This is a genomic window from Alienimonas sp. DA493 (assembly GCF_043951915.1).
Classification (GTDB): domain Bacteria; phylum Planctomycetota; class Planctomycetia; order Planctomycetales; family Planctomycetaceae; genus Alienimonas.
This window is the reverse complement of sequence record NZ_JBINJD010000019.1, coordinates 1-23,449: the sequence shown is the minus strand read 5'-3', so window position 1 is coordinate 23,449 and position 23,449 is coordinate 1. Positions and strand designations below refer to the sequence as shown.

The window sequence follows — 23,449 nt, the reverse complement described above, 5'->3', positions numbered from 1 at the left end:
AGGAAGGGGGAACGCGACGGAGGGGGGCGGCTCAGAATCCGCCCGCCGCAGCGAGGCGCTTCACCCGGCGGACCGCCCGGCGGAGCGGCTCCGCGGCGGGGCCGTTCGCCACCGTCGCCTTGGCGCTCCGGAGGGTCCGCCGCCAGCCGCGGGCCAGCGGGGCGAGGGCGCGGACGTCGATCGCCCCTTCGCCGATGGGAAGCGCGTCGCTGGCGAGGCTCTGCTTGTACTCCTCCGGCCCCTTGCCGAGCTCCATCCGGGTCACCCCGTCCGCGACCGCGGCTTCCGCGGTGCGGAGCGTGCAGATATGTCCCGGGCCGTAGCCGGCGTGGGCGTCGTCGTAGGCGCAATACCAACTGTGCAGCACGCGACCGCACCGCATCCCGAGGTCGCCGGCGACCGGCTCCCCGTCGCGGAACAGCACGGCGAACCGCCCCGTCAGCCGCGGCGAGTCCGCCGTGAGCAGTTCGACCAGCAACTCCCGCGGCCAGCCGAGCGTGAACATGTCGAACACCCCCGTTGCCGCGTATTGGGCCCGCTTCCAGCGGATCAGCTCGTCCAGCACGGCGACGTCCGTCACGTGCGGTTCGAACGTGAGCGGACCGCGTTCCCGATCGAACTTCCGGTCCAGTCGGGCGATCTGCTTCACCTTCCGGGAGCCCGCGGCGCGGCGGGCCTTGTAGTAGGCGTCGTAGCCTTCGGAGAGGTCCAGGTAGGGACTGCGATCCGTCCGCTCCACGCACCCCGCAAAGGCCGGGTGCGGCAGGAGGTGGTCGAAGTTCCAGACCCGCAGCTGGCAGGCGGCCATCAGGGCGGAGAGATCGACCGACAGGTCGTCCGGCGCGAGCAGCCCGTGGAAGTCGTTCATCGCCCCGCCGACCGGCCGACCGATCCCGCGGCCGTCCGTCTGGAAGGGGAAGAAGCCGGTCGGGGCGTCCGATCCGGGCGCGTCCCCGCCGCGGTGCAGCAGCGCCACATGGACGCCGCCGCGGAGGCGGTCCACCAGCTGGGCGAACTCGCGGGACAGATAGGGGGTGGGCACGGCCGCGGCGTCGACCGCGGCGTCCCAGGCGGCGGCCTCCGTGGGGACCAGTTCACGGACCGGCCGCACGACGATCGGCCCGGCGGCCGGGGCGGCGACGTCGCGGGAGACGGGGCCGGGGGCGGTCACGACGTCGATCACGGGCGCGAGGAGCGATGCGAGGAACGGAACGCTTGAACCTAGGTCACGTCGGCGCCGCATGTGGCGATTTCGCCACCCCGCCCGTGCCATTTGGGCAACCCCTGCCAACGGTCCGGATTCGCGGAGCTCGTCAGACGATCTCGACCGGCAGACCCAGCACGTATCGGGCTCCGTCCCGCAGGTAGCGACGGGCGACCCGCAGTCGGCAGCGGCGGCCGCGTTCCTCCTCCGCGTCGCCCCGCAGCTTCGCCCAGGCCCAACGGGGCAGCAGGGAGAGCGCGACCTGCCCCAGCCGGGCGAGCCAGACCGCCGCCAGCTTCGCCCGCCCGTGGCGTTCGCGGTCGCGCTCCGCGGTGCCGTTCCCGATCACGTCGCAGAGGCGGTACAGGTAGGCGTCGTTCATCCGGTCGGCCGGGATGCAGTGATGCACCACGGCCTCCGGGGTGTACCAGGCGGCGAACCCGCAGGCGACGGCCCGCTGGAAGAAATCGGTGTCCTCGCCGCGATGGAGGGCAGGATCGAACGGCCCGACCCGTTCGCACACCTCCCGGTGCACCATCATGTTGCCGGCGCCGGGGGTCGTTTTGAGGTCGTAGCGACGCACGGCGGGCATCCCCACGCTCGCCCCCAGGAGCATCCGGGTGAAGGGGGCGAGCTCCCGGGCCGCGGACTCCTCCGGCAGGCTCAACACGACACGGCCGCCGACGAACCGGGTCTGCTTTTCCTCCGCCAGGGCCAATAGATTCCGCAGCCAGTCCGGCTCGGCGAGTTGGTCGTCGTCGAAGCTGGCGATCCACTCGCCGCGGCTGGCCGTCACGCCCCGCTGGCGGGCGTTCGCCACGCCGGGGGTCGGTTCGAACACCCGAGCCACGGGGATCGGCGAGGCGGCCGCGATCTCCGCCACGACCGCGGCGGTATGATCCGTGCTGCCGTTGTCGACGACCAGGACGTCGACCTCCAGCCCCGCCGTGTCGAGCTTCGTCAGGCTCTCCAACGCCCGCCGCAGGCCCTCCGCCCGGTTGCGGGTGCAGACGACGACCGTGACCGTCGGCGCCGTGACCGTCGGCGCCGCGGTCGTGGGGGGCGCGGCCGCCGGCGGCGACCGCCGGGGCTCCGCGACGAGTCGGGAAGGAGCGACGGGCTTGGCGGGAGGAGCCAACGCGGTCATGGCGGGATTGCGGGAAGGAATGTCTCGGCCGGGCGATCCGTCGTACGAACCTAGTTCACGCGGGTCGGCGCGGCGGCGGCCGTTTCGGGGGACGGCTCACTCCGTCCCGTGCGCCGCCGGTTCGCTCCGGGCCGGGCCGGGCTGCGGCAGACCGCGGAGGGGAGAGACGGTCTCCTGCGGGAACACGTATAGCTTGGCCAGCCCGCAGCAGATCAGGAACGGGGTGAAGAGCACCATGCTCATCGCCGACTCGGTGAAGGCGTTCAGCAGTCCGACGGCCAGCAGCCCGGCGACGTAGCCGGCCAGCGGCTCCCCGACTCCGACGCCCGGCGCCCCGGGGCGGCCCTCCGCCCGGCGTTCCCCCGCGGCGTAGCGGCGGACCGCGGCGAACCAGCCCCACAGCAGGGCGGGAACCAGCAACCACAGGCCAATCTTGCCGACGCTCAGCAGCACGTCGCGGTAGGCGCTGTGGGCTTCCCGCAAGCCCCAGCCGCAGTTCTCGCTGACGATCGCCACGTGCTCCGGCGTCCAGAAGGTGTCGTAGCCGTACCCGACCAGCGGGCGGCGGTCCATGAACCGGCCGACCTCCGCCCAGATCTCGTGACGGCCGGTGAGGGAGGAAATCTGCTCCTTCCGCCCCAGCGTCGCCGCGTCGAGGGCGCCGCCCAGCGGGTCGGCGCCGAGGGAGAGGGCGATCAGCAGGAACAGCCCGCCGAACGCCCCCCCGCCCACCGCCGCCGCCAACCGCCACCGCGGCGGCACGGCGATCGCCGTCAGCAAACCGAGGCAGAGCACGAGCCCCGCGGTGCTGGTCCGGCTTTTCGTCAGCAGGGTGAACAGGGCCCCCGCCGCGATCAGCGCCGGCAGCCAGCCGACGCCGATCCCTCGACGACGGGAACGCCCCGCCGCCCGGCGTTCCGATCGCCACAGGACGAACGCCCCGGCGACCATGCTGGCGAGCGTCAGCCCCTGCGTGTTCGGGTGCATCGTTCCGGCGAAGCGGTAATCCCCGGACCAGGGGCGGAAGGTGCCCAGCGACAACTCCGCCAGCACGCCGATGGCGAGGTACAGGGCCGGCAGCGACACCCCCAGCCAGACGATCCGCCGCGGCGACAGCGCCCGGGCCACGCCGAGGCTCCCCGCCGTCCAGCAGCCGAGCACGACGAGCTTCCGCACCGTCTGTCCCGGTTCGTGACTCCACAGCACGCTGGCGAAACACCACCCGAGGTACAGCGCCAGCGCCCAGGCGACCGGGTGCGCCCGCTGGGCCACGCCGGCCCACTCCCGCAGCAGACTGGCGAACTTCCCGCCGGGCACCCGCGGGGACCACCACGCCGGCCGCGGCCGGGGCCGCTGACGGCGGTCGCGGGCCAGGCACCACACGCCGCAGCCGCCGAGGGTGAGGAAGGCGAGCTGCCGCAGGGCGTTGCCGCCGGAGGCGCGGGCCTCCATCTCCTCCGCGGTCTCCGTGAAGGCCGTCGCGGCGCTGGTGTACCAAGACTGCCCGGCGAGGAAGAACGGCACGCCGACCAGCACGGCCGCGGCGAGGAACAGCCGTTTGCCGCCCGGCAGGCGTCCCCGCCACAGGACCCCGCCCGCGGCGACGCGGCTCGGGTCGACCCACGGGGCGACTCCCGGCTCGGCGACGGCGGGCGAGGGGGCGGCGGACATGCGGGCAGAAGCGGGAGAGTACGAGGGCGGGCCGACGACGGGAGCCGTCGCGCCCGCTCAACCGTGCGTCGCGGCGGCCGACGGGGGAGTCGGTTCGCCCCCACCGCTTCCAATCGCGGCCGTTTCCCGCCCGTCCGCCGCTACAGCCGGGCCGCCCGACGCCGGCGGGGCCGGCGACACGGCGGGATCGCGAAGAACCGTGAGCTTCGCCAGGCTCGCCCAAAGCAGGAACGGCACGAGGCGGACGTCGTGGATCAGCGCCTCCGTGAAGGCGTTGGCAAACAGCAACAGCGTCAGGGAGAGGGCGAACGCCGGCAGCGGGTCGCCGGCCCGACGCCGGTCGAAGATCGCCCCCGCCGCCCGCCCGGCGCCGCACAGCAGCAGGGCGGCCGTCAGCCCGGCGCCGATCAGTCCGACCTCCGCGGCGGACTCGATCCAACCGGAGTGGCTCGCCGACAGCGGCCAGCCGACCTCGTCGCTGATCGCGTCCACCCGCCGCCGGTTCCAGAAGGCCCCGTAGCCGTGCCCCAGCCACGGGCGCCGGGCGACGTGGGGAAGAATCGCCTCCCAGATCGGCAGGCGGCCGGAGAGGCTGCTCTGCTGCTCGGTGCGGCCCATCAGGGCGGCGTCGCGGAGCTCCCCGGTCGGGTCCGCCCCGGCCAGCAGCACGGCGACCAGCAGGCCGGCCCCGCCGGCGACGCCCCCGACGAGGCTCAGCAGCTTCGTGGCCGGAGTCGCCGCCGTCAGCCCCGTCAGCGAAATCGCCAGCACGGCCCCGGCCGTCGCGGTGCGGCTCTTCGTCAGGACCAAAAAGCCCAGCAGCACGGCCCCCCACAGCAGCCACCAAGCGTTCGTCCGCTCCCCCGGGACTCGCCTGGCGGAGAACAACCCGGAGAGCGCCACGCAGCCGCACAGTCCCGCGGCCAGTTGGAGGGCCTGAATGTTCGGGTGCATCGTCCCGCTGAACCGGTGATCCGCCCGCCACGGCGTGAAGGTCCCGAGGCCGACCTCCGCCACGACCCCCGCGACGAGGTGCAGCGATACCGCCGCCACCCCGGCGACGACGAGTTGCCGGCCGGTCAGCGCCCGCGCCGCCCCGAGCACGCCCAGCAGATAGAGCCCCACGACCGCGATGCGGCGGGCCGTGAGGGCCGGGTCGTCGCTCCACAGCGTGCTGGTCGCCCACCAGCCGAACAGCCCCGCCAGCAGCGTTCCCGTCAAACCAACGCCCCGCGACAGCAGCGGGATCCGCCAGAGGCCCGCCCGCCCGAAGACCAGCCCCCAAACCCCGCCCCCGGCCAGCGTGAGGAACCCGATCCGGCGGAGCAGGTCGCCGCGGTTGAGGCTCTGGGCGAGTTCCTGCTCGTCCGGGGCGTAGCTCTCCCGCAGCGAGGTGTCCCACAGGTGCGTCGCCCCGGCGAAGCAGAGGGCGAGCGTCCCCGCGACCAGCAGGGGAAGGCCACGCCCGCGGACGACGGGGGACGGGGCGCCGGTCACGAGGCGCCGCCTTCCAGCGACTTCAACACGCCCCGCAGGGCGAAGTAGCGGGCGAACACGTCCACCCAGCCGCCGATCGCCATGGCGACCGCCGCCCCGACCACGCCGTAGGCTCCGATCAGCGCCGCGGTGCAGAGGCCGACGATCACCAGACTCAGCACGTCGGCGCTGAAGTTGGCGTCCGGTCGTTCGACCGCCCACAGGCCGTTGCCGCAGGTCATCGAGAGGGCGTTCGCCCACATGTTCACGGCGAGCGCCGTCAGCACCATGCCGGCGCCGGCGAAGGCGTCGGTGAATACGAGGGCGGCCAGCTCGTCCCCGAACGCCCAGCAGATCAGCACGAACGGGCCGAGCGCCGCGGAGAAGACCAGCGTGGCCCCCCGCAGCACCCGACGGAGGCCGGGCACGCCGTCCTCGTGGAACCGCTCCGCCGCCTTGGGGCAGACGTAGTGGGCCAGCCCGAGCACGAACATGTTGGCGATCCCCACCAACGTGGAGCCGGCCGCGAAGATGCCCGTCGCCGCCTCGCCGTCCACCAGGGCGACGACCCAGGGCATCAGGTAGCTGCTCGCCCCGTGGAGCAGGTGGGTGGCGAGGGCCCAGCGGCCGAACGTCCAGTTCCGGCGCCAATCGGTCGCCACGGCCTTCGCCCGGAACCGCACCCCCCGGGCGAACCGTAGGCACCACGGCCAGCACACCAGCAGGCAAGCAGCTCCCATAATCCCGAAGGCGCTGGGCACGTCGAGCGCCCCCCACAGGGACAGGGCGCCCAGCCCGGCGATCTGGAGCACGGCGACGCCCACGTCCAGCGCCACCGCCGTCCCGCTGCGGAAGTGGCCGAAGGCGATGTGCCGGGCGAACTCCCGGAACAGAATCAGCGGCGCCGCGGCGATGAGGACCCAGCTCGTTTCCCTCAGCCCCGACGGCTCCCCGCCGAGGTTCAGGTAGACGGCGAGGCCGGTCAGCCCCAGCGCCGTGGCCAGCAGCCAGAGGCCCTCGTGGGTCAGCACGCTGCCGGCGTAGCGGGCTAGGCGGCTCCCCTTCCGCTTGTGGCAGAAGATGAGGTACGGCCCGTAGACCGTCTGTTCCTGCACGCCCCGCACGAACTGGATCAGGCAGAGCGCCAGCAGGTAGACGCCCAGCGCCTCCTTGCCCGCGGCCCGGCCGATCAGCACGGAGGTGACGAAGTTCGTCCCGCTGACGATCGCCTGATCGCCGATCGACAACGCCGCCCGAGCCCGTTCCCGCCCGAGGAACCGGGCGCAAAACGCCACCAGCCAGTCCTCCCGCTCCGCCGTCGGCGGGGGGAGGGCGCAGCCCGGCGCGTCTCCCTCCGCCGTCTTCGCTTCGTTGCGGGCGGGGGGCTGCAGACTGATCGCGGCGAGCGGCTCCTCGTCGTACGGGAACGCCGCCATGTCGTGATCGGAGTCGGCGAGGTCGGCGGGACCGGCGTACGTCGGCGTGTCGGAGCGACCCGGGGCGGGGGGGGCGAGCAGGCTCACGAGCGCCCCCCGTCGGCCGGCGTGCGGTCCGGCTTCGCCGGCGTCGTGAGGCTCCGCTTCGTCACGGCGGGAGCCCCGTCACGCCCGAGCAGCCGCTTCAACGCGCCGAAGCGGCCGTCCAGCTTGGCGGCGAGCGTCGCGGCGGTGTCGGCGGCGGTCGCGGTGAACCGGCCGAGGTCGAACGGATCCGCCCCGATCCGGATGCTCTCGTCGGCCGTCGTGAGGCCGCAGCGGACGGGGGTGCGTTCCGCGGCGGCTTTCAGTTCGCCCCCGCTGAAGCCCCGCTCCCGCGTGCCGTAGGGGAACGCCAGCGCCGGCCGCTCCACGCCGTAACGGTTCCGCAGCACGCGGCAGCACTCCGCGACGTCTGCGGCGAACAGTTCCGGCCGACCGCGGAAGTCCTGATGCGTATGCGTGTGAGCGCCGAGCGAGACGTAATCGCTGTCGGCGAACCGCCGCAGTTCGTCGTGGTTCATCGGCGCCCAGCTCTCCCGGGGGGCGGTCGGGCAACCTTTGCCAGCCCAGTCGTCGAAGGGGAACGGGCCGCTGGAGCCCAGGTAGCCGGTCGCCACGAACAGCGTGACGGGCACCCGCAGGGCCTCGAAGATCGGCAGTCCGCGGGTGAGGTTGTTCAGGTAGCCGTCGTCCAAAGTGACGACGAACGTTTTCGGATCGGTCGGCTCCCCGGCGGCGAGGCAGTCCAGCACCTCTTCCAGCCGGATCGCCCGATAGCCGCGGTCCAACAGGCCGGAAAGTTGGGCGTGCAACCGGGCCGGCGGCACGTTCCAGGTCGGCTTCGGCAGACCGGGGACCCGGTCGGCGAAGCGGTGATACATCAGCGCCCCGGCGCCGCCGATCGCGGTTCGATCCGCCAGTGGGCCGAACGGCAGGGCCAGCCGCGGCGTCAGCCAACTCCGCAGCGCCTCGGTCTTCGGCGGGGCCGGCGAGTCGAGCGGGAACCGCAGCGACGCCGCGTCCGCCGAGCCGCAGTCCGGCGGGACCGGCCGCGGCGGGACGGCGTCAGGCGTCATCGGCACGGCGGGGACGAAGCCGGGCGGCAGATCGTCGAGGGAGGCGACGGCGGCCATGACGAACTCATGCGGGGGCGAAGACGGACGGGAACGGGACGCCGGGGCGACGGGCAACCCTGCGTCAGTGCGAGCCGCGGTGCATCGCGATGTTGCAGGCGGTCCGCAAAATCAGGCCGAGATCCCCCGCGAAGGTCCGGCGGTGCATGTAGCGGATGTCCATGCGCATCCACTCCTTGAAGGTGACCTTGCTCTTGCCGTCCACCTGCCAGATGCAGGTGAGGCCGGGGGTGACGAGCAGCCGCCGACGTTCCCACCAGCCGGTTCGGGCCATCTCCTTGCTGTCCAGCGGACGCGGACCGACCAGCGACATGTCGCCCACCAGCACGTTCCAGAGCTGGGGCAGCTCGTCGATGCAGGTCTTCCGCAACCAGCGGCCCAGCGGGGTGACGCGGGGGTCGTGCTCCATCTTGAAGGCCGGGCCGTCCTGCTCGCTTTGCGACCGTAGCCCGTCCTTCAGGGCCTCGGCGTCCGGCACCATCGTGCGGAACTTGTTGATCTGAAATTTGCGGCCGCCCAGCCCGTCCCGCGTCTGACGGAACAGAACCGGGCCGGGGCTCGTCAGCTTCACCGCCGCGGCGACGGCCAAGAGCAGGGGGGAGAGCGCGATCAGCCCGAGCGCCGCCCCGCCCACGTCCACGGCCCGCTTCCACCGCGGCAACGGACAGAGCAGCACCTCCTCCAACGGCAACACCGGCACCGGCGGCGGATCGTCGTCGTCGCGGTCGTCAGGCCCCTCGTTCGAGTCCGCTGCGGTCTCGTCCCCGCCGCGGCCGGACGAACCAGCGGTTCCATCGGCGTTCTCCTCGACGAACCCTTGCGGCAGGGCGGAACTCTTGCGGGCCGGGGTGGGCGGCTCGCCGATCGGACGGTCGCTGGGATAGGCGTAGATCACGGCCTCCGGGCTGCGGTCCGGAACCCAGTCGCGACGAATCTTGTCGACGAACCGGGCGGCGCCGGCCTCGTCGGTGTCCCACAGGATCACCCCCAGACGCCCGGCGCCCAGCAGGCCGGCGTAGTCCGTGGCCCGCAGGCGTTCCGCGAGGTACGCGGCGAAGTCCTCCCCCCGCTCCCCGCCCGCGGCGGTCCACTGGGCCAGGTCGAACACCGCCAGACAGAACCGGCTGCGACCGCGGTCGGCCCGCATCAGTTCGACCCGCAGGCTCTCCCCGAACGCCTCCGGGCCGGGGAGGTCGAGCGACGGGGGAGCGGAGCGACGCAACAGGGACGGCAGCTTCATGACGGCGGTTCCGCTGGGGGAAGCGGGCGGTGATGGGGGAGCCGATCGACTGCCGTGTCGATCGGGACGGGGGAGGAAAGACGCGGAAGCGGGCGGCGGGGGACGCTTTCAGCGGGGGCGATCGGTCGCCAGCGAGGAGGGCGCCGAGGGCTCCAATCCCGCCGGGGCGGCGAAGGCCGGCGCCGGCCGCCCGTTCCCGCCGCCATAGCCCGCGGCCGCCGCGGGAGCGGCGACGGCCGACGGGTCGGCCCACCCGTTGCCGGCGTGAGCCGCGGCGGAGACGTCGTGCCCGTCCGGGAAGAAGACGCGGCGGTACTCCAGCGCCAGGCAGAGCCCCAGCGCCCCGAAGCCGGCGAACACCAGCCCGGCCAACGCGATCAGCCGCTTCTTGGGCGCGACCGGCTTGGCGCTGAAGGTCGGCTCCTGGAAGACGTTCACGCTGGAGATCCGCTGGGCGCCCATCTCGTCGGCGACCTTCGTGAGTTCCCGGTTCTGGACGTACTTGGCGAGGCTCTTGGCCGATTCGTCCCGCTCCGTCTGGAGGGCGAGGATGCGGCTCTCCCGTTCGTTCAGCTCGGCGACGGCCTGCCGGGCGGCGTCCAACTGGGAGCGAATCGCCGCGAGTTCGGCCCGCAGGCCCTCCGCCTTCGCCTGGGCCGTCAGCCGGGATTTCGTCAGGTCCTGCCAAACCGGGTTGGCGGCGGTCGTCGTCTGGTCGCTTTCGGCGGTCAGGTCCTCCAGCAGCCGTTCGGCGGCGGCGATCTCCCGCTCCAGCCGCACGGCCCCGGGGGCTTTGGCGCTGGTCTCGCGGACGATCTTCTCCCGGCGGGCCTCCAGATCGGCGATCTCCTTCCGCAGCGTGTCCGGGGCGCCGGTGGCGGGATTGGACATCTTGCCGGCGTCGATCGTTTGCGGGGTGTCGGCGAGCACCCGCTCGTACCCGGCCACCTCGGCGAGGGTGCCCTCCAGCGCCTTGCGGCGGTCCATCTCCTCGGCGCTGAGGCGGCTGAGTTCCTCCTGAAGTTGCTGACGGCGGCCCTCGACCGTGGAGATGCCCAGCGCGTTCAGTTCCTCGGCCAGCAGGGCCGCGGTGCGGTCGAGGTCCGCTTTGGCCTCGTCGGCCTTCTCGGCGAAGAATTCGCTGGAGCCCTCGATCTCGCTGGCGTCGGTGTATTTCTGCCGGAAGCCGGCGACGATCTCGGCGCAGATCCGCTGGGCGAGGGCCGGCTTCTCCGCCTCGACGGAGACGCTGATCACGTCGGACTTTTTGTTGGAGATCACCTCCATCATCTCGCCGACAGCCTGCACCGCTTTTTCGAAACGGCTGACCGGGTCGGACAGGCCCAGCGCCGCCAGCGGGCCGGGGTCGATGCGGGCGGCCTCCGGGTCGAGGGCGTCCCCGACGTCGTCGGCGACCTCGTCCTCGGCGGGGACGTAGCCCTCCAGAATCGGCTCGGGGCCGATCCGCCGGACCGCGTAGGCGAGCACCGCCCGGCTGTTCAGCACGTCTACGGCGGTGTTGAGATCCTGCTCGCGGTTCGTCTGCGACAGGCTGATCTGGTTGGAGCCGGCGGTGACGGACGGGTCGAGGCTCGCCGTCTCCCGACCCGGATTCACGCGGAACTTCGCCTCGGAGACGTAGCTCCGGGGGCAGAGCATGATGCCCGCCAGCACCGCGGCGTTGGCGACGACGAAGAACAGCGCCGCGACCCGCCAGTGGGCCCGCACGGCGCCGAGCACGTCGGCGACCAACCGCAACGCCTGCGGCTGTTCGTGCGAATCGACCTGCGAGTCGCCGTGGGGCGGGGAAAGGGAGGCCGGGTCGTGCGGGGAGCGGGACGAAGCGTGCATGGCGGGGCGGTCGTGGGGCGAACCGGCGGGGCGAGGCCGACCCGCAACGACCCGCGGGCCGGGCCGTCGTGGCCGGGCGCGGGGGAGCCGACGCAGCAACCTAGCTCACGCCGCAAGGCGGGGGGTTGCGAGAGCTCGTTTCGTTTCGGAAACGCTGCCGGTTACGCCGGTCGCCCGCCCCCGCGGCCCCCCCGCTCGGGGGTCCGCGATCGCTGTTCGTCTCCCGTCGATCCGCGTTCGACCGCCGTCAGTTGTTGAAGAAGAGGCCGGTCGAAACGCCCTGCACGATGCCCTCGATGAAGAACCGCTCGAAGCCGGCGAGGACTGCCTCGCCCTTCCGGTACTGGAGGATCAGGTAGTCCTGCGGCCGAATGAGGATCCGCTGACGGGGATCGACCACCGCGTCCCGCAGGTCCACCTCGATCCGCAACCGGGTGCCGTCCGGGCGTTCCCGCAGGATGATCAGACTGCTGGCGCCGGCGGTCACGTCCCGCGACAGCACGCTGTTGCCGGTCAGCGCTCGGGTCGTGCCGACGCTCGGCCGCTGGCCCTGCACCACGGCGAGGGCTTCCAGCACGTCGAGGTCCTCGTCCCGCGGCAGGCGGAAGCTGCCCGGTCCCAGCAGGCCGCCGGTGTAGAACACGTCCTTCGTCCGGCTGTCCACGTAGACCGCGTCGCCGTCCTTGAGGATCACGTCGGAGTGGCAGAAGCCCGGCGCCTGCCCGGGGAGCAGTTGCATCGGGATCTTGATCACGTGCGGCCCGTCCACCGTCGGCGGGGCGGCGAGCGTCGGCCCCGGCGCCGGTCCCGCGCTGTGCCCGCCGATCGGCCCGACTGCCAGCCCGTCCGCCGCCAGACTTCCCGCCGGCCGGCAGCCGCCGGCCGGGCCGCAGCCGGTCAGCCGCAGGCCGCCGGCCCGGGCGACGGTCACGCAGACGTCCCCCTCCAGACTGGGCGTGCCGCCGGTCGCGGCGAGCGCGTGCAGCACGTCGTTCTGGTAGGCCGGCAGTTCGACCACCTCGCCGGTCGGGGCGTCGAACCGCTCCCCCTGGCCCGCGACGCTGTTGTCCACGGCCCCGTCCGGACCGGTTTCGTTGCGGAACACGACGACGGAGATCGTCCGCTCCTTGAGCACGCTCAGCAGGACGATGGGGTCCTCCTTGGCGCGGTCGATCTCGAACTGGGTGCGAATCAGATCCACGATCCGCCCGCGGGCCTCCTCCAACGTCAATCCCCGCACCAGCACCGGACCGAGGAAGGGCAGGTGCAGGGCGCCGTCGCGACCGACCTGATGCGGGAAGCCCTGGCCGGGGATGAGGTTGAGCGTCGTCTCCGCAACGACCACCGGCGGGCTGCCGAGTCCCCCGTCGCCGTACAGGGCGGGGGCGAACACGCCGATTACGTCGCCCGTGTCCAGCCGGTAGACCGACGGCCGCGGCTGGCCGAGGAGCGACGGGTCGATCGGCCGCCGCGGACTGCGGACCGGGGTGCGGAAGCTGTCCGCCAGCGTCTCCGCCGGCACGCCGTCCAGCGGGTGCAGCGCCTGGCAGCCCGTCGCCGCGACGACCGTCGCCAGCCCCAAAATCCACGCTGCCGCTGACAATCCACGCCTCCCCGCCGACGCCAGCCGAGCGGCGCCGCGGCCGATGCGAAGTGCAGAGCGGGCGGTCATCTTGAGTCCGTCGGAGTGGGCGCGGGGCGGGATCGCCGGCCGAAACGGGTCCCGTCGTCATCTTCGGGCGAACCGGTCGAACCGCTTGAACCGGCCCCCTTCGGCCGCGAACGCCGCCGGGCGGCCGGCGCCCCCTTTCGGCGCCCAGGCTTGCGGGGCGAACCGCGTTGATCTCCGATGTCGCCCCGATGCTCCCCGTCGCCGCCCCCCGTCGCCGGCCGACTCCCACAAAGGCGACAGGGTGGGCCCACGGCGTGAGCGTCTGCGTGCCCGTCGGTCCGGGGGAGGACGCGTGGCGCGGCCTGCTGGAGGACCTCCGCCCGCTGCGGGAGGCCGGCGGCCGCGTGACCTGCGGCGGACTCGGCCCCCGTCCGGAGGGCCTGCCGGAGGGGGTGGAATGGATCGCGGTCCCCCGGGCGAACCGGGCCGGCCAACTCAACGCCGCCGCCCGGGCGGCCGACGGCGACACGCTGTGGTTCCTGCACGCCGACAGCCGCCTCAGCCCCGCCGCCCTGCGGGCCGCCGCGGAGCGGGGCCGCACGCTGGGCCGGGCGGTCGGCTATCTGCGGCTCGCCTTCGCGGCCGACGGACCGCCGCTGACGCGGCTCAACGGTTGGGCGGCGAACCTCCGCAGCCGACGGTTCGGCATGCCGTTCGGCGATCAGGGGCTGATGGTTCCCCGCCCGCTGTGGGAGGAGCTGGGCGGGTTCGACGAATCGGCGCCCTACGGAGAGGGGCACCTGTTCGTCTGGGCCGCCCGCCGGGCCGGGGCGACGCCGGTCGAACTGCCGGCGGCGGTCGTCACCAGCGCCCGCAAGTACCGCAACCACGGCTGGGCCTGCACGACGGCGACGCATCTGCGGCTCACCGTCTGGCAGGCCGTTCCGCAGTGGTGGGCGTGGGTGCGGGGCCGATGAGCCAGCACGATCGAGCCGCCCTCGTCGTCTTCGCCAAGACGCCCGGCCGCACCCCGGCGAAGACGCGGCTGGCCGCGGACGTGGGGACGGAGGCCGCGGAGGACTTCTACCGGGCCAGCCTCGCCGCGACCGCGGCCGTCGCGGACGCCGCCGCGGCCCGCGGACCGGTGGAGGTGATCTGGGCGGTCGCCGAGCCGGACGCCCGGGACGACCCGTTCTGGACCGGCCGCCGCACCGTGGGGCAGGGAACCGGGGGGCTGGGCGAACGGCTGCACACGGTGTACTCCGCACTGATCACGGAGCGGCCGGCGGTCCTGCTGATCGGCTGCGATTCGCCGCACCACGCGCCGGAGTCGCTGCTCCGCCCGGCCGCGGCGCTGCGGGACGGCCGGGAGCCGGCGGACTTCCGCCTCGGCCGCTGCACGGACGGCGGTTACTGGTTGCTCGGCGGCCGCCGCCCGATCCCGCGATCGGCGTTCCTCTCCGTCACCTACAGCTCGGACGCCACTGCCGCCCAGACCGCCGCCGCCCTCGCCCCGCTGGGCCCGCTGGCGGAGGAACCGGTCTCCTTCGACGTGGACACCGCCGCCGATCTGCCGCGGCTTCGGAGGGCTCTGACGGAACTCGTCAAACCGCTCCCGGAGCAGCGGGACCTCCTCCGAGAACTCCCGCGGGGCGGTTCGCGGACGGACGGGGCGGGGCGGTAGACTCGCCGGGTTCGCCTCGGAAAGCGCCGATGTCCTCTCCCGAAGAACCCGCCGACCTGTTCGGAGACCCGGCCCCCGCGGCGGTCCCCGATCCGCCGGCGACGGTGCGGGAGCCGCTGGCGGCCCTCGCCGCGGCGGCGCTGTTCGACCTGCTGATCTACCGCACCGGCGGGTACGCGGCGGCCGGGCTGTTTTTGCTGGGCGGCGTGCCGCTGATCGCCCTCGGTTCGCCCTTCCGGGGGGCGAACTGGCGGGGGTTCGCCGTCGTCGCCGGGCTGCTGATCCTCACGACGGGCCGACTCGTCTGGCTGGGCTGGGGCGGAGCGGTCGCCGCGGGGTTCGTGCTACTCGCCGCCCTCGCCCTGACCCGGTGCGGGCGGCCGGCGTGGACGCTGGACGTCGCCGTCTTCTGGCTGCAGACCCTCCCCGCCGCCGCGGCCGCGGTCCTCAACAGCCGTCACCTGCTCCAACGGGACCCGGCTCCGGAACGCTGCCCCGGAGCCGCCCCGCCGGCCGGGTCCGACGGCGAGCCGACCGCCGCGTCCCGGCCGTGGAGCGTGCTGCTGCCGATCGCGGCCGGACTGGCGTTCGCGGGGCTGTTTCTGCTCGCCAACCCGGACCTGAAAGCGACGGTGGGCGAGTGGGTCGCCCGGGTCTCCGCCCGCTTTGGGGATGCCCTCCGGTGGGTCGTGCCCGGTCCGGTGCAGGCGTTCCTGTGGGTCCTCGTCGGTGGGGCGACGCTTGGGTTGCTGCGGCCGTTGGTGCGGGAATCGCTGCTCGATCCGCTGGCGAAGCTGGAGACCCGGCAACGAACGCAGCGACGGCGGGCCGCCCCGGCGGACTCCGTCGCCTACCCGGCGGTGCGGAACACGCTGCTGGTCGTGGTGGGAGTGTTCGCCGCCTACCTGCCGTTCGAGTTCCTCACGCTGTGGCGCCGGGACTTCCCGGAGGGCTTCTATTATGCCGGCTACGCCCACGAGGGGGCGGCGTGGCTGACCGTCGCCCTGGCGACCGCCACGGCGTTGCTGTCGGCGCTGTTCCGCGGCTCGCTGCTCGCCGACCCGCGGGCGGACCGCGTCCGGCGGCTGGCGTGGGTCTGGAGCGGGCTGAACTTCCTGTTGGTCGCCGCCGTCTGCAACCGCCTGCTGATCTACGTGGACTTCAACGGCCTCTCCCGCCTCCGCATCGTGGGCTTCCTCGGGATCGCCGCCGTCGCCGGCGGGTTCGCCGCGGTGGTTGTGAAGATCGCCCGGGACCACGGCTTCGCCTGGCTGGTCCGCCGCCAACTGCGGATCGCGGCCCTGGTCGCACTCGTGGGGTTGCTGGCCCCGATCGACTGGATCGCCCACTCCTACAACGCCGCCCGGGTGCGCGCCGGCGCCCCGGCCCCGCTGGTGCTGATCGGCAACCACGAGATCGACCTCGGCGGGCTGCTCGCCCTGGAACCGCTGCTGCACAGCGACAACGAGATCGCCGCCCGCGGCGTCGCGGGTCGAATGGTCTTGGCCGAAGAGGCGCTCGATCACCCGCGATACCGCACCCGCACCCGCACCCGCACCCGTGGGGAGTCCTCCCCCGTGGAGAAGCCGTCCGGCCCGCTGGGCGAGCTGAATCGCTACCAACTCGCGGAGGTCCAATTCCACCGGATGCTCGCCCGCAACCGGGACCGCATTGAGGAGCTGCTGGCGGATCGCACTGCCGCGGAGGCCGCCGACGCTCTCGGCGAGTACGGCATGCGGTGGTGGTGAGGTCGGGCCGTTGACCGGCCGGCCACTACAAGCCTGAACTATCGCCGCCCTAATACGGTCCAACGGGAACCGTATTAGCGGAATAGCCCAATTGCTCGAGACCAGACGCTTTGAGAGGCCCGGTTGCTCCTCTCGTCAGCCTCATTCTGCTCACGATTGAGTTCCCGTTCCGCATCTCGCGAATCGAGGGTGCCAAGTCGCACCGCTTGAGTTACGCGCTTCTGACGAATCCGATCCTGCTTTGCTTTGAGGCGCCGCTCACGGCGTGCTGCGATCTCTGCGGGCGTTTTCTTGGGCATTTTCCGGAAGCAAGAAAGGGGAGGAGCAGAACTTCCGTCGATTGGATATCAACCGATCACCTCGTGCACGACCCGGCCGGCGACGTCGGTGAGGCGGAAGTCGCGGCCGGCGTGGCGGTAGGTGAGGCGTTCGTGGTCCAGCCCGAGCAGATGCAGCATCGTGGCGTGCAGGTCGTGCATGTGGGTGCGACCGACCTCGGCGTAGGCGCCGAACTCGTCGGTGGCGCCGTGGCTGACGCCGCCCTTCGCCCCGCCGCCGGCCATCCACATTGTGAAGCCGCCGGGGTTGTGATCGCGGCCGTCCTTGCCCTGGGCGGTCGCGGTGCGGCCGAACTCCCCGCCCCAGACGACCAGCGTGTCCTCCAGCAGGCCGCGGCGTTTCAGATCGGCCAGCAGGGCGGCGATCGGCTGATCCACCTTCTCAGCGTTCGCCGCATGGCCCTTCTTCAGGTTGCCGTGCTGGTCCCAGCTGTACCCGGTGGAAACCTGCACGTATCGCACGCCGGCCTCGCACAGGCGGCGGGCCAGCAGGCACTGCTTGGCGAAGCCGTCGGTCGGCTTCTGACCGACGCCGTAGAGCGCCTGCGTCTCCTTCGTCTCCTTCGACAGGTCGAGGACCTCCGGGGCGACGCCGGCCATCCGGTGGGCCAGTTCGAACCCGCGGATCGCCCCCTCCACGGCGGCGTCGGCCTCGCCGCAGACCCCCGCGATGCGGCCGGAGTAGCCGGCGTTCAGGTCCGCCAGGAGGTCGAGCTGGTCCGCCCGACGCTGCTCCGACAAGCTCACGGGACGGGCGAGGTGCTGGACGCGACCGGACCCGAGGTTGCCGGCCCGGCCGATGGCGGTCGCCTGGTGCTCCGCCGGCAGGAACGCCGGGCCGTAGTTCCGCGGGCCGCCGTGGTTGGAGGGCGGGGCGAGGGAGATGAAGGACGGCAGGTCGCGGTTCTCCGTGCCTAAGCCGTAACTCACCCAGGAACCGACGCTGGGGCGGGGGAGGTTGTCGCTGCCGGTGTGCAGCATGCAAACCGCCTGCCCGTGGCTCTGGCCGCGGCTGTGCATCCCGTGGAGGAAGGCGATGTCGTCCACGTGCTCCGCGACGTGGGGAAACAGCTCACTGACGGCCTTGCCGCACTCGCCGTACCGCCGGAACTTCCACGGGCTGCCCAGCAACGTGGAACTGGCGTCGTTGAACTTGAGCGCGCCGGGGCGGGGGGGAAGCGTTTTGCCGTCGTCCTTCGAAAGTCGGGGCTTCTCCTCGAAGGTGTCCATCTGGGCGGGGCCGCCGTGCATGAACAGGAAGATCACCCGCTTGGCCTTCGCCGGGTGATGCGTCCGCGAACCGGCCGCCACCGGGCCGGCGACCGCCTCGGCGGCGGTGAGGTCGGCGCACATCCCCCCCAGCGCCAGCGAGCCGAAGCCGGCCCCCAGCGTGCGCAGCGCCTCCCGGCGAGTCGTCGCCGGGGCGAAGTCATGGCAGGCGTGCGGATCGCGGGCGTGCATGCGTCTCGGAGGGAAGGGAGCGAGGACGGTCAGTCGAGGAAGCGGAACTCGGCGGAGCAGAACAGCACGTGGACGAGGTCCTTCCAGGCCGCCTCCTCCCCGTCGCGGTCCGCGGCGGCGTCCAGGTAGGCGGCGACGCGGACGAGTTCGTCCTCCCGCGGATCGCGGGAGAAGGTCGCCCGGTACAGGGCGCGGAGCCGCTCCTCGGTCGCGCCGGGACGGGTGCGGAAACGCTCCGCCGTCGCCGCGGCCCGCTCGCGGATCTGCGGGGCGTTTAACAGGAACAGGCTTTGGGCCGGGCCGTTGGTGGTCGGGCGGTCGCCGACGACCATCTCGGTATCCGGGAAGTCGAAGACCGCCAGCCCGTCCGGCAGTTCGTTGCGGACCAGCGGCAGATACACGCTGCGGACCGTCTCGTCGTCGACCTCCATCGCCTTGGCGATCGTCGGCTGCCCAGCGACCGGGGAGCGGCCCGGCGGGGCTTCCTCCAACAGCCCGGCGAGGTGGAGCGTCGTGTCCCGCAGCGCCTCCGCGGTGAGGCGGCGGCGGTTCGCCCGGGCGAAGAGGTCGTTGTTCGGATCGATCTCCGCGGCGTCCGGATGGACGGAGGAGAGTCGATAGGTGCGGCTCATCACGAGGCGACGCACCAGCGGCTTGATCCGCCAGCCGTCCGCGACGAACTCGACCGCGAGCCGGTCCAGCAGTGCGGGGTGCGTCGGCGGGACCCCGAGGGCGCCGAAGTTGTCCGGCGTGGCGACGATCCCGCGGCCGAACAGGTGCGACCAGACGCGGTTGACGAACACCCGGGCGGTCAGCGGGTGGTCCGGCCGGGTGATCCATTCGGCCAGTTCGAGGCGTCCGCTGCCGGTTTCGATCTCCGCCGGACCGCCGCCGCAGGCGGAGAGGAAGCCGCGGGGCACCACGTCGCCCTCCTGCCGGGCCTCGCCGCGGATGCGGATCGCCGTGTCGCCCGCCTCGTCCGCCGGCAGATCCGTCACGCCGAAGGCGGTGGGGGGCCCCGGCGGGGCGTTTTTCTGCAGGTCTTTCAGGCGTTTCTCGGCCCGGTCGACGGCGGCCTGGGCCACCTGCACCGCGGCGGGGTCGGCGCCGGACTCGCTGCCGACGGGGACGAACACCACCGCGTCGGCGAGCACGAAGCCGTCGGCGCCGTCGTTTTTCACCACCACCGCGACCTGCGCCCCGTCGGTGGCCGCGTCGAACTCGCCCACCGCCGCCGACGGGCCGGGCTCGGCTCCGGGTTTCCGCTGGTCGAGGATCGTCTCCGTCTCGCCGTCGGGGGTCTGGAAGACGACCGGGACGTTGGAGGCCCGGTTCCCGTCGGCGGCGTAGAGCAATCGGGCCTCCCACACCCCGGCGGCGGGCAACTCGGCGGCGAAGGTCGCCGCGGCCCCGTCGCCCTCCGCCACGAGATACCCGCGGCCGTGGAAGGGCTTCGAGTACGTGCTCTGCCGCCACTGGCCGACGGTCTTCGCGTCCTCGTCGTCCACGACCACCGAACCGGCCGGAAAGAGGTCGAGCCCCTTCAGCGCCGCCTTCGCCTCCTTCACGGCCGCCTCCGCCTCGGCGACGAGCGCCGCGTGGGCCTCCCGGGCCTCGGTCGCCTCGGGGTCCTCCGGCAGCGGAACGCGGACGAAGTCGGAAACGTACTTCTGGATCTCGCCGTCCAGCGTCTTCGTGGAGGCGAAGATGCCGGCCAGCGCGTAGTAATCGCGCGTCGGGATGGGGTCGAACTTGTGATCGTGACAGCGGGCGCAGCCCAGCGTCAGCCCGAGGGCCGCCCGACCGACGGTGTCGATCTGGTCGTCGGCGACGTCCATCGTCAGCTTCACCTTGTCCCGCTCCGAGAGCATCTTCGTGCCCAGGGCGAGGAAGCCGGTGGCGACGTTCTGCCGGACGCGGTCCTCGTCGGTCTCCGCGGGCAGCAGGTCGCCGGCGATCTGCTCCGTGAGGAACCGGTCGTAGGGCCGATTCTCATTGAACGAGTCGATGACGTAGTCTCGGTAGCGCCAGGCGTCCGGCCAGGTCGCGTTGAAGTCGCTGCCGTTGGTGTCCGCGTAGCGGGCCACGTCCAGCCAGTGCCGGCCCCAGGTCTGGCCAAACCGGGGCGAGGCGAGCAGCCGATCGACGGTCGCCGCCCAACGCGCTTCGCTCGGATCGTCGAGGAACGCCGCCAGCGCCTCGGGGGCGGGCGGCAGGCCGCTGAGGTCGAAATGGAGCCGGCGGAAGGCGACCTCCGGGCGGGCGTCCGCGGCGGGAGTCAACCCGGCAGCCTCGGCTTTCGCCAGCACGAACCGATCGACGGGCGTCCGCGGCCACGCCTCGTTCTCGACGGCCGGGACCGGTTCGGCGACGGGCGTTTGATAGGTCCAGCCATCGGCGTCGATCGCTGCGGCGGGGGCGTCGTCCGGGGCGTCCAGCGCCCCGTCGCGAGGATCGACGGCCCCGCCGGCGATCCAGGTTTCAAAGTCTTTGATGACGTGCGCCGGCAGCTTCTCGTCCGGCGGCATCTCGTAGGTCTCGTACCGCAGCGCCTCCATCAGCACGCTGCCGTCCGGGTCGCCGGGCGTCAGGGCTGGGCCGCTGTCCCCGCCGATCTCCCAGCCGGCCTTCAAGTCGAGCCGCAGGTTGCCGTCCGGCGGATCGGCCTCCGCCCCATGACAATCCAGGCACCGCTCGATCAGGACGGGCCGGATCTTCGTCTCGAAGAACTCCAGCTTCGCCGGGTCCGCCGCGTTAGCCGACGTCCCGCCCCCGGCGGCGACGATCGTGAGTCCCAGCGCGATCGCGGTGCGGGGCATGCGGGGTCCCAGTCAGTGCAGGCGGGAAAAGCGACGCGTGAACGCATCGGCGGGGCCTGAAGTGTACCATGCGAGGATTCCGATGTAGAGCCTCGATGAAACGTCTCCGCAGGGAGCGGCGTCGGCCCCGCCGCGGGTTCGCCCCGAGGCGGCGCACGCCGGGGCGGCGCCGCGGTCGCCGGCCGGTGCGCGGCGGGAGGCCCGGCGAGAGGCTCTCGCCCGGTTACAGGTTCTCGGCGACGGCCGTGCTGTCACCGAAGGCGTCCCGCTCGACCCCGGCCGTCTTCAGCATCCGCAGCAGCACGTTGCAGAGGGGGGTGTCCTTTTCGAACCGCACCCGGCGGCCGGGCCGATAGGCGCCGTTGCCGCCGCCGGCCAGCAGGATCGGCAGGTCGTGCTCCTGGTGGGCGTTGCCGTCCTTGATCGTGCAGCCGAACAACACCTGCGAGTGGTCCAGCAGGGTGCCGTCGGCCTCCTTGAGGCCCTTCATCTTCTCCAGCAGGTAGGCCAGCTGGACGGAGTGCCACGCATTAATCTTGACGTACGTTTCGATCCCCTTCGGCTCGTTCTTGTGGTGCGAGAGCGAGTGGTAGGAGCCGCTCACGCCGTCGAGGAACGAGAAGTTTCGCCCGGTCTGGGCGTTGCCGAACATGTAGGTGGCCACCCGGGTGGTGTCCGTCCAGAAGGCGAGCACGAGCACATCCAGCATCAGCCGGGTGTGCTCCGTGAAGTCCTCCGGGATGCCGGGACCGGGGCGGGGGACGTCGAAGCGGCCCTCGTTGATCCAACGCTTCTGCGGTTTGAGGGCGTTCGCGATGCGGGTCTCGACGCTCCGCACGCTGGTGAGGTACTCGTCCAGCTTGGAGCGGTCCTCCACGCCGACTTTGCGCCGCAGGTCCTTGGCATCGTCCAGCACGAGGTCGAGCACGGAGGTGTCGTCGGTGGCGAGGCTCTCCGCAACGGCCGGCTGCTTCGTCGTGAAGCCGGACACCGGCGGGCCGCTCTGCCGGGGGGACCCGGGGCCGGTGCGGAACAGGCGGTCGAAGGCCAGCCGGGGGACGATCTCCTTGGGCACCGGCGTGTGCCGGTCCCGCCAGGCGATGTGGGAGCCGTAGATGCGGGTGAAACCGCCGCCGATGTTGTCGACGCCGCTGTAGGCCTCGTCCACGCCCAGTTCCAGGCTGGGCAGGGGGGTCCGGTCGCCGAGCTCCTGCGCGAGAACCTGGTCGGCCGTCTGGCCGCCCATGTCCAGGTCACGGCCGCTGGTCCGGACGACGTAGCCGCCCGACAGGTAGGCCGGGATCTTCGGCCAGTGCCCGTTGCGGCCGACGGCCTGCTCGTTCCAGAGGTTCTCCAGCACGGAGAAGTTCTCCTTCATCCCGGCGAGCGGTTTGAGCAGCGGGGAAAGTTCGTACTGCTCCCCGTCGCCCGCCGGCGTCCACTGGTCCGGGCGCATGCCGTTCGGCTTGAACAGGAACGCGCTCCGCAGCGGCGGCGTCGCCAACCGCCCGCCCGTCGGCGCCCGGTAGCCGCCCAACGCGGGGTTCATCGCCCCCAACCAGGGCAGAGCCAACGCGGCTCCCGCCCCGCGGAGAAACGTGCGACGCGGGAGCGGAGCGACCATGGGAATCCGGGGGGCAGGGGGCAGGGGGCAGGGCGGGTCGGCCGCGGCGGGCCGGGGGGGAACGACAGTGTAGCAGATCAATCCAAAGAGGATGATGTGTCCGGCAGGGCGGCGAGCAGATCCGCCGTCGCACGGCCGGGGTCCTCCGCCCCGCAGACCGCCCCGCAGACCGCCACCCGTTCGGCCCCCGCCGCGGCGGCCTGTTCAATGGTTGTTGCATCAATCCCACCGATGGCGAACCACGGCGCCGTCACGTTCTCCGCGGCCCAGCGGAGGTACTCGGCTCCCGGAAACGCCTCGAACGCTTTGGTGCGTGACGGGAAGCAGGGGCCGACGCCGAGGTGATCCGCCCCCGCCGCCAGCGCCGCGGTCGCGTCTTCCGGGCGGTGGGTGGAGGCGCCGATCAGCGCCCGCTCGCCGAGCGTCGCCCGCACCGGTTCGATCGGCAGGTCGTCCGTGCCGAGGTGCACCCCGTCGGCCTCGCACAGCCGGGCGAGGTCCGGCCGGTCGTTGACGATCAACGGCACGCCCGCCGCCGCCGTGATCTCCCGCACCGCGCGGAGGTGCGCCAGCAGTTCCCGATCGGTCAGGTCTTTTTCTCGGACCTGGACCGGCCCGACGCCCGCCTCGCAGGCGGCCCGCAGCGCCTCCTCCCACGGCCGCCGGCAGGCGGAGCGGGTCAGCAGCAGGTAAACCCGCCACGGCCCCAGCGACGGCCGGGCGGACGCCGCCAGCACCCGCTTTTCCAAGGTGTAGACGCGGTAACGCAGGCTCTCGATCGTCGCGGCCCGCTGCGGGTCCTCCGTCTTCGACCACTCTTCCAGGCTCCGCAGCGCCTCCTGCACGCGGGCGGCGTTGGCGGCGAGCACGGCGGCGGCGTCGGGGCGGGCGCGTTCGGTCGGCTCGCTGATCGTCGTGCCGACGTCGGCGGTCGTCTCCCGGGCCAGGCAGCGGGCCGCCCGG

Annotated in this window: 16 protein-coding genes; 3 read left to right on the top strand and 13 right to left on the bottom strand. The window is 72.7% G+C overall.

Annotated features, from left to right (window positions below):
- Positions 1-31: 31 nt before the first annotated feature.
- The 9 genes from ACG2DA_RS04870 to ACG2DA_RS04830 form a co-directional block, all read right to left on the bottom strand.
- Positions 32-1,183 (bottom strand): GNAT family N-acetyltransferase, encoded by a 1,152-nt coding sequence (locus tag ACG2DA_RS04870; RefSeq protein ID WP_395254350.1) that lies wholly within the window; start codon positions 1,181-1,183, stop codon positions 32-34.
- 130 nt (positions 1,184-1,313) lie between these two features.
- Positions 1,314-2,351, bottom strand: coding sequence for a glycosyltransferase family 2 protein (locus ACG2DA_RS04865; RefSeq protein WP_395254349.1), 1,038 nt, complete (start codon positions 2,349-2,351; stop codon positions 1,314-1,316).
- Positions 2,352-2,447: 96 nt separating this feature from the next.
- The gene (locus ACG2DA_RS04860) at positions 2,448-4,022 is read right to left on the bottom strand and encodes an O-antigen ligase family protein (RefSeq protein WP_395254348.1); all 1,575 of its coding nucleotides are present in this window, start codon (positions 4,020-4,022) and stop codon (positions 2,448-2,450) included.
- 57 nt (positions 4,023-4,079) lie between these two features.
- Positions 4,080-5,519 (bottom strand): O-antigen ligase family protein, encoded by a 1,440-nt coding sequence (locus tag ACG2DA_RS04855; protein ID WP_395254347.1) that lies wholly within the window; start codon positions 5,517-5,519, stop codon positions 4,080-4,082.
- Positions 5,516-7,021, bottom strand: a complete 1,506-nt coding sequence (locus ACG2DA_RS04850) for a lipopolysaccharide biosynthesis protein (protein WP_395254346.1) — start codon at positions 7,019-7,021, stop codon at positions 5,516-5,518. The genes ACG2DA_RS04855 and ACG2DA_RS04850 overlap by 4 nt, the downstream gene beginning before the upstream one ends.
- Positions 7,018-8,109 carry a polysaccharide deacetylase family protein gene (locus ACG2DA_RS04845; RefSeq protein ID WP_395254345.1) on the bottom strand — a complete coding sequence of 364 codons (1,092 nt, stop codon included), beginning with the start codon at positions 8,107-8,109 and terminating at the stop codon, positions 7,018-7,020. Before ACG2DA_RS04845 ends, ACG2DA_RS04850 begins: the two co-directional genes overlap by 4 nt.
- A gap of 64 nt (positions 8,110-8,173) precedes the next feature.
- Positions 8,174-9,349, bottom strand: coding sequence for a sugar transferase (locus ACG2DA_RS04840; protein WP_395254344.1), 1,176 nt, complete (start codon positions 9,347-9,349; stop codon positions 8,174-8,176).
- Between the two features lie 108 nt (positions 9,350-9,457).
- Entirely contained in the window at positions 9,458-11,200 is a 1,743-nt protein-coding gene (locus ACG2DA_RS04835) for a GumC family protein (RefSeq protein ID WP_395254343.1), read from the bottom strand.
- Positions 11,201-11,447: 247 nt separating this feature from the next.
- Positions 11,448-12,872 carry a polysaccharide biosynthesis/export family protein gene (locus ACG2DA_RS04830; RefSeq protein ID WP_395254342.1) on the bottom strand — a complete coding sequence of 475 codons (1,425 nt, stop codon included), beginning with the start codon at positions 12,870-12,872 and terminating at the stop codon, positions 11,448-11,450.
- Between the two features lie 188 nt (positions 12,873-13,060).
- On the opposite strand from ACG2DA_RS04830, the gene ACG2DA_RS04825 reads away from it, so the two are divergent.
- The 3 genes from ACG2DA_RS04825 to ACG2DA_RS04815 are packed head-to-tail and all read left to right on the top strand — an operon-like array spanning position 13,061 to position 16,244.
- On the top strand, positions 13,061-13,789 hold the full coding sequence (locus tag ACG2DA_RS04825; RefSeq protein WP_395254341.1) for a glycosyl transferase family 2: 729 nt from the start codon (positions 13,061-13,063) through the stop codon (positions 13,787-13,789).
- On the top strand, positions 13,786-14,496 hold the full coding sequence (locus ACG2DA_RS04820) for a DUF2064 domain-containing protein (RefSeq protein WP_395254340.1): 711 nt from the start codon (positions 13,786-13,788) through the stop codon (positions 14,494-14,496). The genes ACG2DA_RS04825 and ACG2DA_RS04820 overlap by 4 nt, the downstream gene beginning before the upstream one ends.
- A 29-nt stretch (positions 14,497-14,525) precedes the next feature.
- Positions 14,526-16,244 (top strand): DUF4153 domain-containing protein, encoded by a 1,719-nt coding sequence (locus tag ACG2DA_RS04815; RefSeq protein ID WP_395254339.1) that lies wholly within the window; start codon positions 14,526-14,528, stop codon positions 16,242-16,244.
- A gap of 347 nt (positions 16,245-16,591) precedes the next feature.
- Here the strand turns inward: ACG2DA_RS04815 and ACG2DA_RS04810 are convergent, their stop codons facing one another.
- The 4 genes from ACG2DA_RS04810 to thiE all read right to left on the bottom strand — a co-directional run.
- Positions 16,592-18,043, bottom strand: coding sequence for a DUF1501 domain-containing protein (locus ACG2DA_RS04810; protein WP_395254338.1), 1,452 nt, complete (start codon positions 18,041-18,043; stop codon positions 16,592-16,594).
- Between the two features lie 29 nt (positions 18,044-18,072).
- Positions 18,073-20,862, bottom strand: coding sequence for a DUF1553 domain-containing protein (locus ACG2DA_RS04805; RefSeq protein ID WP_395254337.1), 2,790 nt, complete (start codon positions 20,860-20,862; stop codon positions 18,073-18,075).
- Positions 20,863-21,085: 223 nt separating this feature from the next.
- Positions 21,086-22,486 (bottom strand): DUF1552 domain-containing protein, encoded by a 1,401-nt coding sequence (locus tag ACG2DA_RS04800; protein ID WP_395254336.1) that lies wholly within the window; start codon positions 22,484-22,486, stop codon positions 21,086-21,088.
- 77 nt (positions 22,487-22,563) lie between these two features.
- Positions 22,564-23,449 (bottom strand): thiamine phosphate synthase (gene thiE / locus ACG2DA_RS04795; RefSeq protein WP_395254335.1); only part of this gene is annotated, 886 nt, incomplete at its 5' end.

Excerpts from the sequence above, each read along its gene's own strand:
- ACG2DA_RS04800 (WP_395254336.1), bottom strand. The coding sequence starts at position 22,486 with ATGGTCGCTCCGCTCCCGCGTCGCACGTTTCTCCGCGGGGCGGGAGCC.
- ACG2DA_RS04825 (WP_395254341.1), top strand. The coding sequence starts at position 13,061 with ATGCTCCCCGTCGCCGCCCCCCGTCGCCGGCCGACTCCCACAAAGGCG.
- ACG2DA_RS04810 (WP_395254338.1), bottom strand. The coding sequence starts at position 18,043 with ATGCACGCCCGCGATCCGCACGCCTGCCATGACTTCGCCCCGGCGACG.
- ACG2DA_RS04865 (WP_395254349.1), bottom strand. The coding sequence starts at position 2,351 with ATGACCGCGTTGGCTCCTCCCGCCAAGCCCGTCGCTCCTTCCCGACTC.
- ACG2DA_RS04830 (WP_395254342.1), bottom strand. The coding sequence starts at position 12,872 with ATGACCGCCCGCTCTGCACTTCGCATCGGCCGCGGCGCCGCTCGGCTG.
- ACG2DA_RS04860 (WP_395254348.1), bottom strand. The coding sequence starts at position 4,022 with ATGTCCGCCGCCCCCTCGCCCGCCGTCGCCGAGCCGGGAGTCGCCCCG.
- ACG2DA_RS04805 (WP_395254337.1), bottom strand. The coding sequence starts at position 20,862 with ATGCCCCGCACCGCGATCGCGCTGGGACTCACGATCGTCGCCGCCGGG.
- ACG2DA_RS04815 (WP_395254339.1), top strand. The coding sequence starts at position 14,526 with ATGTCCTCTCCCGAAGAACCCGCCGACCTGTTCGGAGACCCGGCCCCC.
- ACG2DA_RS04840 (WP_395254344.1), bottom strand. The coding sequence starts at position 9,349 with ATGAAGCTGCCGTCCCTGTTGCGTCGCTCCGCTCCCCCGTCGCTCGAC.
- ACG2DA_RS04820 (WP_395254340.1), top strand. The coding sequence starts at position 13,786 with ATGAGCCAGCACGATCGAGCCGCCCTCGTCGTCTTCGCCAAGACGCCC.
- ACG2DA_RS04845 (WP_395254345.1), bottom strand. The coding sequence starts at position 8,109 with ATGGCCGCCGTCGCCTCCCTCGACGATCTGCCGCCCGGCTTCGTCCCC.
- ACG2DA_RS04835 (WP_395254343.1), bottom strand. The coding sequence starts at position 11,200 with ATGCACGCTTCGTCCCGCTCCCCGCACGACCCGGCCTCCCTTTCCCCG.